Here is a 12,262-nt window from a genome sequence, read left to right on the forward strand (position 1 = left end):
GGGATGCCCTGCGGCCATGCGGTCGCCTCCATGTCCTGTTGCGAGCCCGTCGTCCGACCACCAACTGTGCGTGAGGGTTTCCCCGGAGAGGAAGTGCGCACTCCCCGCGTGTGCCCGGACGGACGGTGGTGCGAGGGCTGCGTCACGAAACCGTTGTGACCTGGGGCATAGACAGCGGAGGGGGGAGGTGACGACGCTGGCGGCTCGACAACGATGTCCCGGCCACGGAGGCCCCTGTTGGCACGAGCGAAGCGTATCCGGACCTTTGTGGGTCTGGCAGCTGCTGCGCTCTGCGCGGGGCTGGTCGGCGTCGCACCGCCCGACGCCCAGTGCAGCGCGGCTACGGGGTCGGACGCAAGACCGGTCAAGGACCCCGCCGGCCTGGTCGACCCCTTCATAGGCACCCGGAACGAGGGCAACACCTTCCCCGGCGCCGCCGTTCCCTTCGGCAAGGTGCAGCTCTCGCCGGACACCGGGTCCAGCACGGGCTACGACTGGGACCACGACCACATACGGGGATTCTCCTCGGTCCACCTCTCAGGCGTGGGGTGCGGGCTGGGCGGCGACCTGCCCGTGATGCCCACGACCGGCGACATCACCAGCACCGACAACGCGAAGTACGCCTCCTCCTTCCGGCACGCCACCGAGAAGGCCTCACCGGGCTCGTACAAGGTCGCGCTCGACGACTACGGAGGCACGCGGGCCGAGCTCACCGCCGGCCGTCACACCGGCCACCAGCGCTACACCTTTCCCGAGACCGGCAAGGCGAACGTGCTGCTCAACTCCGGTCAGGCGCTGCACAAGGTCTCCGACAGCTCGGTGCGCGTCCTGGACGACCGGACGGTGGCCACCGCCGTCACGGGCAGCGGCTTCTGCCAGGGGACCGAGCCGTACACCGTCTGGGCCGTCACCCGGTTCGACCGCCCCTTCGACTCGCACGGCACGTGGGACGGGGAGAAGATCACCCCGGGGAGCGACTCCACGAAGGGCGGCGGACGGCGCGGCGCCTACGCGCGCTTCGACACGCGGGACGGCGACCGGGACGTCGAAGCGGTGACCGCTTTGTCCTATGTCGACGCCGAGGGCGCCCAGCGCAATCTGGAGGCGGAAGGCAGCCGCTCCTTCGACGAGACGCGCGCCGCCGCCCGGAAGTCCTGGCAGGACCGGCTCGGCAAGGTGCGGGTCACCGGCGGCAGCGAGGAGCGGCGCCGTGTCTTCTACTCGTCGCTCTACCGGGCGCTGCTCCATCCCAACATCGGCGAGGACGTGGACGGCCGCTACACCGGCTGGGACAGAAGGATCCACCGCTCCAAGGGCCGCACGTACTACCAGAACTGGTCGCTCTGGGACACCTACCGGACCCAGGCGCAGCTGCTCACCCTCGTCGCGCCGCGCGAGTCCCGCGACATGGCGCTCTCCCTGCTCGACGTCGACGAGCAGGGCGGCTGGCTGCCCAGATGGGGCTACGCCACCACGGAGACGAACATCATGACGGGTGACCCCGTCACACCCTTCCTGACCAACGCCTATCAGCAGGGATTGCTGAAGGGCGAGGAGGAGAGGGCCTACCGGGCGCTGAAGAAGAACGCCGACGAGGTGCCGTCCGATGAATCGCCCTACCTGGGGCGAATGGCGAACAAGGAGTACATCGAGAAGGGCTACGTTCCCTATATTCCGGACAAACCACGCAAGAAGCCCGGCAGTCCGGACTGGCGACACAGCGCCTCGGCCACCCTCGAGTACGCGGCAGCCGACGCATCGCTGGCCGGCATGGCCCGCGACCTCGGACACGACGAGGACGCCGACCGGTACACGGAGCGCTCCCGCAACTACCGGAAGGTCTTCGACCCCGAGACCCGCTTCCCCCGGGCCCGCGACGCCGAGGGGAAGTTCACCGGGCCTTCGGACCCTGCCCGGAGCAAGGGCTTCCAGGAGGGCACGTCATGGCAGTACTCGTGGACGGTTCCGCAGGACGTGCCCGGGCTGATGTCGCTCATCGGCGGTCGTGAGGCCACCGAGGAACGCCTCGACTCCTTCTTCGCCCACGAGGAGCTGACCGACGACCCAGGAGGCACCGCACGCGAGAAGTGGGTGAACGGCCCCTACGACTACTACGACTCGGACACCTACAACCCGCACAACGAGCACGACCTCATCGCCCCGTACACCTACCTCTCCACCGGCTCCCCGTGGAAGACGTCGGAAGTCGTGGACGCCGGGCTCTGTCTCTTCGACGACAGTCCCGGCGGGGTCACGGGGAACGACGACCTGGGCACGATGTCCTCCGGGATGGTGCTCTCGTCGATGGGCATCTTCCCGGTCGCCCCCGGCACGGACACCTGGGGCCTGAACACCCCCGCCTTCGACCGGGTGGAACTCACCCTCGACCGCGACTGGTATCCCCGGGGGCACTTCACCATCAGTGCCGACGGCGCGGGCAGAGGCCAGCGCTACATACGCTCCGCCTCCGCGGGGGGCTCGGATCTGCCCCGTACCTGGATGAGCACCGACGACATACGGGGCGGGCGCGATCTGGAATTCAAGGTCGGGGACCGGCCCTCGCAGTGGGGTACCGGCAAGGACGACGCGCCGCCCTCGCTCCGCGGCCGGCACGACCGTTGACCCGGGAGCGCAACGCGCATCAAGATCGTCGTTCAGGTCGTGTCGGTTTCAGGAGGAGACGGGCCGGGGCCGTACAAGCGATACACAGGGAGTGAGCATGAGCAAGGACGACGGTGCCCGGCGCAGTTCGGCATGGTTCGACGCGGAGGGCCGCAACGGCTTCATCCACCGGTCGTGGATGCTCAACCAGGGCTTCTCGCCGGACGTCTTCGACGGGCGCCCCGTCATCGGCATCGGCAACAGCTGGTCCGAACTCACCCCCTGCAACGCCCACTTGCGCGACGTCGCCGAAGCGGTGAAGCGAGGGGTGTGGGAAGCGGGCGGGCTGCCGCTGGAGTTCCCCGTCATGTCGCTGGGTGAACCGCTGATGCGGCCCACCACCATGCTCTTCCGCAACCTCATGGCGATGGAGGTGGAGGAGACCCTGCGGGCCAACCCCCTCGACGGCGTCGTGCTGCTGTCCGGCTGCGACAAGACGACCCCCGCCATGCTGATGGGGGCGGCCAGCGTCGACCTCCCCTCGATCATGGTCACGGGCGGACCGATGCTCAACGGCAAGTTCCGTGGCAGGGACATCGGTTCGGGCACGGCGGTGTGGAAGCTCAGCGAGGAGATGCGGGCCGGGAAGCTGACCGCGGCGGATCTGCGTGAGGCCGAGAGCTGCATGTCACGCAGCCGTGGTCACTGCATGACGATGGGCACGGCCTCCACCATGGCGTGCGTGGCCGAGGGACTGGGCATGCAGATGTCCGGCGGAGCGGCCATCCCGGCGGTCGACGCGAGGCGCTACGCCCTGGCACAGGCCTCCGGCCGGCAGGCCGTCCAGCTCGTCGAGCAGGATCTGCGGCCCTCCCAGGTGCTCACCCGCGAGGCGTTCGAGAACGCGATCCGGGTCAACGCCGCCCTCGGCGGCTCCACCAACGCGGTGGTTCATCTGCTGGCGCTGGCCGGCCGCGTCGGCGTGCCCCTGGAACTGAGGGACTTCGACGAGCTGACCTCCCAAGTGCCGGTCCTGGCCGACATGATGCCCTCCGGGCGGTTCCTCATGGAGGACTTCTACTACGCCGGAGGCCTGCCGGTCGTCATGCGTGAACTCGGCGGACTCATCCACGGCGAGGCGATCACCGTCACGGGCCGCGCCATCGGCGAGGAGGTCGCGGACGCGGAATGCTACAACCGCGAAGTCATCGGCACCCTGGAAGAACCGTTCATGCCTGCCGGAGCGGGCACCGCAGTTCTGCACGGCAGCCTGTGTCCGGACGGTGCCGTCATCAAGGTCTCCGCCGCCGACGAGAACCTGCTCACGCACCGCGGGCACGCGCTCGTCTTCGACCGGATCGAGGACTACACGGCGGTCGTCGACGACCCCGAGCTGCCGGTGGACCCCTCCACCGTCATCGTCGTGCGCAACGCCGGGCCCAAGGGCTACCCGGGCTTCCCGGAAGTGGGCAACGTGCCTGTTCCCAAGGCCCTGTTGGAGGCCGGGGTGGAGGACGTCGTCCGCATCAGTGACGCGCGGATGAGCGGAACCGGGTACGGGACCTGCGTACTGCACGTCGCACCGGAAGCCGCCGTCGGCGGTCCCCTCGCGCTCGTACGCACCGGGGACGTCATCGAACTGGACGTGCCGGGGCGACGGCTCGACCTGTGCGTCGACGAGGCCGAACTGGCCGCGCGGGCCGAGGCGGAGGCCGAGCGCCCGCTGAAGGAGGGAAAGCGGAGGGGCTGGGAGAAGCTCTACGTCGACCATGTGATGCAGGCTGACCGCGGCGCCGACCTCGACTTCCTCACCGGCGGTAGCGGCGACGAGGTGCCGCGCCACTCGCACTGAGCGAGGCGGCGTCCCGGCGGGGCCGCCCGAGTGGGGCCCCGCCGGGATGTCAGCCGGCAGCGGGGTAGCTGTGGCCGCCTCCCAGGCCGGCCAGCCGCTCCCGTACGTCACGCACGGCCCCCGGTCTGCGTCCCGGCGCCTTCTCCCGCAGCTGCACCAGCTGGAGCCCGAGCGAGTGTGCCCCTGCGGGATCCGCGACCTGGTGCCAGCAGTGGTGAGCCCTGTCGACGGCGCCGAACACGTCGTCGGCGTCCGGGTCCTGGCCGCTCTGCAGCCTGACGCCGGCCGCCTGGAGCCACAGCGTGCAGGCGCGGGCCGGGTCGCCCGCCTGGTGGGCCAGATCCGCGCGCACCTCCACCCAGTGGATCGCCTCCGGCGAGTGAGGCCCGGACGTGCGCAGGGCGGCGGTCTCCCACGCTGCGGCTATCGTCGTCGCCTCCCCGTGCCGTCCCTCGCGCACCGCCTGGTAGATGGCGTCGTGGGGGTCCGGGGGCGTTTCCGCGTACGTCTCCTGGGTGGGCGGCGCGCTGGGGGGCGGGGGCACGAGCGGTGCCGCGGCCGGGGGAGGGGAGCCCGGAGCGGTGGGCGCGTGCACCGGTGGTGCCGACTGCTGAACGGGCTGTACGGCAGGAGCGGTGTGCAGCGGCGGAGCCGGGTGACCGCCGAACAACAACCGTGTCCCGCCGTCGAGTTCGAATGCGAGTTCACCGCTCCGCAGGATCTGCTGATGCAGCTGCTCGAGGGGAGGACGCACGGAGCAGCTGCGCAGGATCGCTGCGAGGGTGCGGCTGTAATCCGCCCCGGACGTCCGCCTCTTGGCGGGCGGCGGCGCCAACGTCCCGTACAGGACGAGGCCGTTGCCGAGGTGATGATGCGCGCGGCGCTGCCACATGGCCTCGTCGGCGATCAGATCCGCGACGACGGTGGTGGAGCCCATCGGCCGGTGAGCGAACTCGGCGGCCAGCCAGTGCCACGGCAGGCCCGTGTAACGCACGGTCCGGGCCGTCGAGCGCGTCAGAGCGAGGTGGGGCAGCTGCTGGCGTGAGTCGAGCATGAGCTGCCCGGCCAGGTGCACCAGCAGCGGACCGTCGTGAGCCGCGGCCGTGCGCACGTGCGCGAGGACGGCGTTGGGGTCGCCCGGGTCGGCGAGCTGGACCACGCTGCCGGTAGGGGTGCCGAGCAGGACGGCGGGCGGCGTCGCGGCGAGTGCGGGCAGGGGCCCGGTCGCGGCGATCGCGGGGTGCTTGCCGGGAGGAGTGGCCGCCACCAGCAACCCGTAACCCTGAGCCGCCACTTGGTCCTGCGTACCGTGCCCGTCCCGCACCCCGTTCCCCATGTCAGCACCGTATCCGCTGACCCTCCTGCACCGTCCCACCGGGCACGCCTACGTGAGGGGAGGGGGCGACGTCAGGGCGCGGGCGCGTGCCCGGTCACTTCTCCGAGAACGTGATCGGCTGGTCCTTGCGCAGCTCCGTGAAGAGCTTCTTCGCCTCCTTCGCGTTCCAGCGCACCGCACTGCCCTTGGAGGTGGTGATGGCGCCCGATGTGGGGACGTTGACCTGCTTGCCTTTGCCGTTCGTCGCCCCCTGCACGGACTTGAACATCTTCGTCAGCGCCTGCATGCTCATGTTCTCGTCGACCACGAGCGTGTCGAGACCCGCACTGACCGCCGGATATATCTGAGAGGGGTCCAGCACGGTGTCGGGGGCGGCCGCCTTGTCGGCGAGCGCCGAGAGGAACTTCTGCTGGTTCTTCGTACGGCCGAGGTCGCCCTTGGCCTCTTGGTGCCGTTGCCGTACGAACGCCAGTGCCTCGGTGCCGTCCAGCTTCTGGCAGCCCTTGCGCAGGTCGGCGCCGGAGTCCTTGTCCTTGATGTCCCTCTCGATGCACATCGGGACGCCGCCGACCGCGTTCACGATGTTCACGAAGCCGGCGAAGCCGATCTCCGCGTAGTGGTCGATCCGCACACCGGTGTTCTGCTCGATCGTGCTGACCAGGAGCTCCGGACCGCCCTGGGAGAAGGCCGCGTTGAGCTTGTTCTTCACCGGACCCGACTTCTTGCCGGTGGAGGGGCGGGTGTAGCCGGGCAGCGTCACCCACGAGTCCCGCGGGAGGCTGACCATCGTGGTGCCGTGCTTGCCCTTGTGCATGAGGATCATCGAGTCGGTGCGGCGGCCTCCGAACACACCGGTGTGCAGCTCCTTGCGGTCCGCCTCCGAGAGCCCTTCGCGGCTGTCGGATCCCACGATGAGGTAGGTGGTGCCTTCCCCCGCCGGCGGCCGGGAGCCGTAGTGGTCGAGGTTGACGCTGCGCTGGAGGCTCGCTTCGGCCCAGGCATACGTGCCGGCAGAACCCACCAGGACCACGGACAGCAGCACGATGGCCGAATTACGCAGCGGGCGGCGCCGCTTGAAGCGGCGCCGGGGGTGCGGCGGCTGGAGTGGCGAGGCGAAGTGCTCCCCGGGAGGCCTGCCGCCGCCTCCGGAACCACCCGCGGCGGGAGGCGGAGCCGGCGTCCTGGGCGGCCCGTCACCCGGAAGCGCGCGTACGGCCTCCCAGGAGGCGAGTTGCTGTTGCGGATGCGGCATGCGCCGACGGGGCTGCTGCTCGCCCCTCCCTCTCGGACCGAGGACGTTCACCGGGTCGGAGACGGCGGGCTGCGGTTCACCGGCGGAGTCGCCGTGTCTGCCCGCTCCGGTGGAGGCGTGCTGCCTCCACTCGGCCGCCAACTGCACCCTGTGGCCCGGAGAATCCCCCTGAAACGCTGCTGACGTCTCACCCTCGGCCCACTGGTCAAGTGGGTCCCTCATGGTCCGACTCTCCCTCACTCACATCGATCCGGTCAGTTACGGTCCTGCTCCGACTGCTTCAACTGATCGAATTCCTCGGCTACTTCGACGACGACGTCAGGCTCCTGTGCTGGGACGGCTCGCTGAGCATGTACTCGCCCGCCGAGCCGGTGCGCCGCATGCGGTGCCACTTGAGCCTGTTGCCGAGCAGCGCCGTCACCACGGACTGGATGATCACGAGGTAGAGCAACTGCCGGTAGACGAACAGCTGGAGCGGCAACGCCCACAGGTCGCGCATGCGCTCCCGGTCCAGCTTCAGCGCGTACGCGGCGCTGATCATCTGGAGGGCCAGGAAGCCGAGCCAGACCCCGGTGGCCTCCGCCGGGTCCCGGAAGAACACCCCGTAGAGGAAGAACACGTCGACGACGGGGGCGAACACCGGCATCACGACCTGGAACAGCATGAGGTAACTCAGCCCGCGGCGCCCGAAGCGTCCGGACGGCCCCAACTCCAGAGCGGCGCGGCGGTGCTTCCACATGGACTGCAGCGTGCCGTAGCACCACCGGTAGCGCTGCCGCCACAACTGGCCCAGGGTGACCGGCACTTCGGTCCACGCGATGGCGGTCTCCTCGTAGACCACGCGCCAGCCGGCCCGCCACAGAGCCATCGTCAGGTCCGTGTCCTCGGCGAGCGTGTCGTCACTGACGCCGCCGATTCCCATCAAGGCGTCCCGGCGGAAGGCTCCGATCGCGCCGGGAACGGTCGGCATGCACTCCAGGACCTCGAACATCCGCCGGTCCAGGTTGAACCCGAAGACGTACTCCAGGTGCTGCCAACGGCCGAGCAGCTTGGTCCGGTTGCCGACCTTGGTGTTACCGCTGACCGCGCCGATCGCCGGGTGCGCGAGCGGCTGGACGAGCCGGTGGAGTGCGTCCGGTTCGAAGACGGTGTCCGCGTCGACCATGACGACGATGTTGTAACGGGCATTGGCCAGGCCCGTGTTGAGCGCTCCCGGCTTGCCCGTGTTGGGCTGGCGGATGACCAGCACCCTCGGGTCGATGATGCTCTCGGCGATCTCGGCGGTCCGGTCGGTCGATCCGTCGTCGATGACGACGACCTGAAGGTAGTGGTGCGTGGAAGCCAGGAGCGAGCGCACCGTCGACTCGATGCCCGCCTCCTCGTTGTGGGCGGGTACCAGCACCGTCACCGGCTCGTTCACCTCCCTCAGCCAGGGTGAGCCCGGCCTGAATCGCTGCAGGCGCCGCATGTGCACCCGGGCGAAGAGGATGAGCAGTATCAGCCGCAGCGCGCCCAGGCCACCGGCGATGACCAGCGCGTAGGCCATCGCGTCCGTGAAGAAGGACCCGATGGTCCTCGCCCAGATCAGTCCCTCGCCCCGCAGCCGCTCCGACGTGCTGACCGTCGTGATGGGGGAGGGCTGTCCCAACCCCGCTGAGACGGTGGTGAACTTGTCCACGTTCCGGTTGCGGAGCAATTGCTCAGCCTCGTGATAACCGAGGTCGGTGTGGCTGAACTGCCGCACCACGCCCCGCGCGGACTTCCGGGACTTCCGGTCGGCCGCGACGATCAGGTAGCCCTGATCCGCGCTGCGCCGGGCCGCGGTCCACACGTCGCCGCACATCGTGTCCGCGGTGGTCGTGTGCGGCATGCGCAGCAGGCCGCTGTTGATGCCCGCGGTCCCCGCCAACGCCGTTTGAGTGAGCGACAGTTCCATCGCTGAGCGCACGGACGAAGCGGCGCCCATGTCGCCGCCCGTGTAGGTGTACGACCCGATCTCGTGGCCTTCGGCACGGATCCGCCGGATCAGGTCGGGGTGACGTGTCGCCTGCGACCCGTAGACGAAGAAGGTGGCCTGCGCGTTGTGCTTGCGCAGCATGTCGAGCACGCGCGGTGTCCACGTCGGGTCCGGACCGCCGTTGAAGGTGATCGCGGCGGTGCGGGCCGGCATCGAGGCGGTCTGGATCTTGCCGTCGCTCAGGCGCAGGACCGGATCTCCGTTGTCCGCGGCCTTGGGTATGGGCTTCGTGCACGGGGCCTTGTTGCGCGCGGCGTCTACCTCGTGGTTCGTCCAGCCTTCGAAGAGCAAGGCGGCGATGACCACGGGGAGGAAGAGGAGCAGCAGCAGCCAGTGCCCCCGGGCTTCTCGGCGCAGCGCGTGCCGGCTCACCTGTTCGCGCCGCCGCTACGGGCCGAAGAAGTGGCGGGGGATGTGGGGGAGGGTGATGCGTTACGGCCCTTGTCCGCGGAGGGCGAGGACGAGGGGGAGCGGGGGGATTCGGACTTGGCGGGGAAGTGCGCGCCCGCCGGGACGTCGGAGTCGTCATGGGAGGAACTGCTGGGCAGCGGCTGGTCCATCCGCGGCGAGTGGTTCCCGACGGGCTGTTCCAGCCCCCCGAACACAGCTACGAAGAGAGCCAGAAATCCCGTGCAAGCACACCCCATGGTCACTGCCGCATATCGCACGAGTCTTCTGCGCCGACCTGAACTGGCAATGAATATCGGGTGATTCTGGTCTTCACGCCTCCGACGGCTGTGGTTCATGGATCGCATGAAGCGTGAGTGTAGTCAGCCGTGAACGCGTGCGGCCCGGAAAGATTCAGTAATCCCCCTGTGAACTGCGTCGCCATTGGCCGGGAGAGGTACTCAGCAGTAACCCTATTCACATGGCCCACCACTCTTAGTCGACAGAACGGCCCCCCGGCCCCCGTGAAGCATGATGCCGCTCCTTTACGATCCCGCCTCCTGGTCGTCCGCGGAAGGGCTTGTCCTCGTCGTCGCGACAAATGGCGGCCAGGTGGCGGGAATTTGCATCCGGGGGTTCGTCCAGGAGGGCGGCGAGTTGCTCGCCGTACCGCCGGTCATGCCTGCGTACCGGCGAGTTGGAACCCTTGAATCCCCGGCCGCGAGGGTGCGGCGAACAGGTGGAGTGAGCTGGTGGCGAGGCGTCGGCCGAGGGCGATGTTGATGTTGAGAAGCACGCCCGTTCTGCACTTTTCGCAGGCTTTTGACGCCGACCTCGTCTTCACAGGGCGGTCATCTTCGCCACAATTATTGGCTTGATTCGATCGGTCCGGCGCCGGCCTGTGATCCCTGCCATGTATAGCTGCTAATCCCTCCCGGAGGCCGGAAGGCGCTATTGAGATCAACGGATGGCTGCCTTGTCGAAAAGGTCTCCCTGTGTCCTGTCATTCCCCGACCAATTGCGACGGGGAGGATTCAAGGCAAATCATGCTCATGTTCCACCGAATCGCGACATAGGACTCAGAAGCCCACCCGTGCCCCCGGCCTGCGCGTTTTCCCAGGACGAGGGACCCTGCGTGACGTACTCGTCACCCGCCCCCGGTGACCGTCGGAAAATCAACTTCCCCTGGATGTCGTCGTTCATCGAACTGCGCATGCGCGAAAGGGAGTTGCCGTTGCCGCCCGCACGGGACGCCGAGGTGGCCGATCCGAGTGTGGCCCGGTCGCCGTGTCCGGCCGGGCGGCCCGTGCCCCTGCGCACGGTAGACGCTCAACTCCCGTTGCGGGCTTGGTCGTTTCAGGGCCGCCCCAGTTCAACGTGCCTGCCGTCGTTAATCCGTTGAACGTGACCTTCCGCACGTGTTGAATCGTCCGGTTCGCGAAGCTCGATCACAAGACAGCCGGAGAGCGGGGGCATGGTGCTCGGAGACCTGGTGAGGCTGCGGCCGGTGGAACCGTCGGACGCCGAAGCGGTGTGGCGGTGGAACCACGACCCCGACGTCATGCGCTGGATGAGCGACGGCTACGCGCAGCCGCTGGCCCAGGTCAGGAAGCGCCTGGAGGAGCGGCCGCCCAACGCCTACGGCGACTTGCTCCTCGGGATCGAGGCGGCGGTCGAGGAGAGACTCGTGGGCGTCGTGAGGCTGCGCGACGCCGAGCCCGAGCGTGGGTGCGCCGAACTCGACATCTACATCGGTGAGAAGGAGTGCTGGGGGCGCGGTTATGCCACCGATGCGTTGCGGACCGTCTGCCGGTACGGCTTCGAGAAGATGCGTCTGCACAAGATCTCGCTCGATGTAGTGACGGAGAACCACGCTGCTCACCACATCTACCGGAAGGTGGGCTTCGTCGAGGAGGGCAGGCTGCGCCAGGTCTTCCGGCGCGACGGCCAGTGGTACGACATGTTCCTGATGGGCCTGCTGGAGGGCGAGTTGCGTACCTGACCGCGCCGGGCGCCGCGCGTGTCCGCCCCTCGCACCGGCCGGGAACGGCCGACCGCGAGCGGTGGATGGATACTTGCAGGCATGCGTACCGACTTCGACCCCGGAGCCCTCTCCCAGAACGACTTCTACAGGCTCCTGACGGCGGTGGTCGTGCCCCGCCCGATCGCCTGGGTCTCCAGCACCACGCCCGACGGGACGGACAACCTCGCGCCGCACTCCTTCTTCACGGTCTCGTGCGCCGCACCGCCCGTCGTGCAGTTCTCCTCCGTGGGCCGCAAGGACACGCTCCGCAACATCGAGGACACCCGCGAGTTCGTGGTCAACCTCGCCCCGGAGAAGCTGATGGAGGAGATCAACGCCACGGCGACGGATTTCCCGCGCGGCACGAGCGAGTTCGACGCCGTGGGTGTCGAGCGCGAGCCGAGCCTGCGGGTGAAGCCGCCGCGCGTGGCCGGGTCGCCGGTCGCTCTGGAGTGCGTGCTGCACAGCACCGTGCGGCTCGGCGACTCCACCGTCGTCTTCGGCCGGGTCGTGCACGCCTCCGTCGCCGATGACGTGCTCGTCGACGGCCACCCCGAGGCGCGGCGCATGCGTCCCGTGGCCCGCATGGGCAAGACCGAATGGGCCTCGCTCGGCGAGATCCACGAGATCACGCGCATCCCGTACAGCGACTGGCAGCAGCAGGAGGGGCGAGGCCGCGGCTGACGGGCCTGTCCGGCGCTCCGCCGTCCGCAGGCGCCGCCGCGGGACTTCAGTGTCTCGAGGACGGCATCCGTGCCGTGGAGTGCGGCCGTACGGGCGCCCGTACCGCCGCA

The 12,262-nt window shown here is 69.0% G+C and carries 7 protein-coding genes; 4 read left to right on the forward strand and 3 right to left on the reverse strand.

The genetic code is table 11. The features are described from left to right. Positions 1-237 precede the first annotated feature (237 nt). Positions 238-2,622 (forward strand): GH92 family glycosyl hydrolase, encoded by a 2,385-nt coding sequence (locus tag H5J26_RS22230; RefSeq protein ID WP_419183834.1) that lies wholly within the window; start codon positions 238-240, stop codon positions 2,620-2,622. Positions 2,623-2,719: 97 nt separating this feature from the next. Further along, positions 2,720-4,453 (forward strand): IlvD/Edd family dehydratase, encoded by a 1,734-nt coding sequence (locus tag H5J26_RS22235; protein ID WP_181767703.1) that lies wholly within the window; start codon positions 2,720-2,722, stop codon positions 4,451-4,453. 49 nt (positions 4,454-4,502) lie between these two features. Here H5J26_RS22235 and H5J26_RS22240 read toward each other — a convergent pair whose 3' ends face one another. The 3 genes from H5J26_RS22240 to H5J26_RS22250 all read right to left on the reverse strand — a co-directional run bounded on the left by H5J26_RS22240 (position 4,503) and on the right by H5J26_RS22250 (position 9,430). Continuing rightward, on the reverse strand, positions 4,503-5,789 hold the full coding sequence (locus tag H5J26_RS22240) for a hypothetical protein (protein WP_181767704.1): 1,287 nt from the start codon (positions 5,787-5,789) through the stop codon (positions 4,503-4,505). A gap of 94 nt (positions 5,790-5,883) precedes the next feature. Beyond that, the gene (locus H5J26_RS22245) at positions 5,884-7,263 is read right to left on the reverse strand and encodes an LCP family protein (RefSeq protein ID WP_235980925.1); all 1,380 of its coding nucleotides are present in this window, start codon (positions 7,261-7,263) and stop codon (positions 5,884-5,886) included. Between the two features lie 79 nt (positions 7,264-7,342). After that, the gene (locus tag H5J26_RS22250) at positions 7,343-9,430 is read right to left on the reverse strand and encodes a bifunctional polysaccharide deacetylase/glycosyltransferase family 2 protein (protein ID WP_309238022.1); all 2,088 of its coding nucleotides are present in this window, start codon (positions 9,428-9,430) and stop codon (positions 7,343-7,345) included. Positions 9,431-10,919: 1,489 nt separating this feature from the next. Here H5J26_RS22250 and H5J26_RS22255 point away from each other — a divergent pair. Further along, the gene (locus H5J26_RS22255) at positions 10,920-11,447 is read left to right on the forward strand and encodes a GNAT family N-acetyltransferase (protein WP_181767705.1); all 528 of its coding nucleotides are present in this window, start codon (positions 10,920-10,922) and stop codon (positions 11,445-11,447) included. A gap of 81 nt (positions 11,448-11,528) precedes the next feature. After that, complete coding sequence (locus H5J26_RS22260) at positions 11,529-12,152, forward strand: flavin reductase family protein (protein ID WP_181767706.1); 624 nt, start codon at positions 11,529-11,531, stop codon at positions 12,150-12,152. Positions 12,153-12,262 lie beyond the last annotated feature (110 nt).

This window comes from Streptomyces albidus (ex Kaewkla and Franco 2022), assembly GCF_013870515.1.
GTDB classification, from domain to species: Bacteria; Actinomycetota; Actinomycetes; order Streptomycetales; family Streptomycetaceae; genus Streptomyces; species Streptomyces albidus.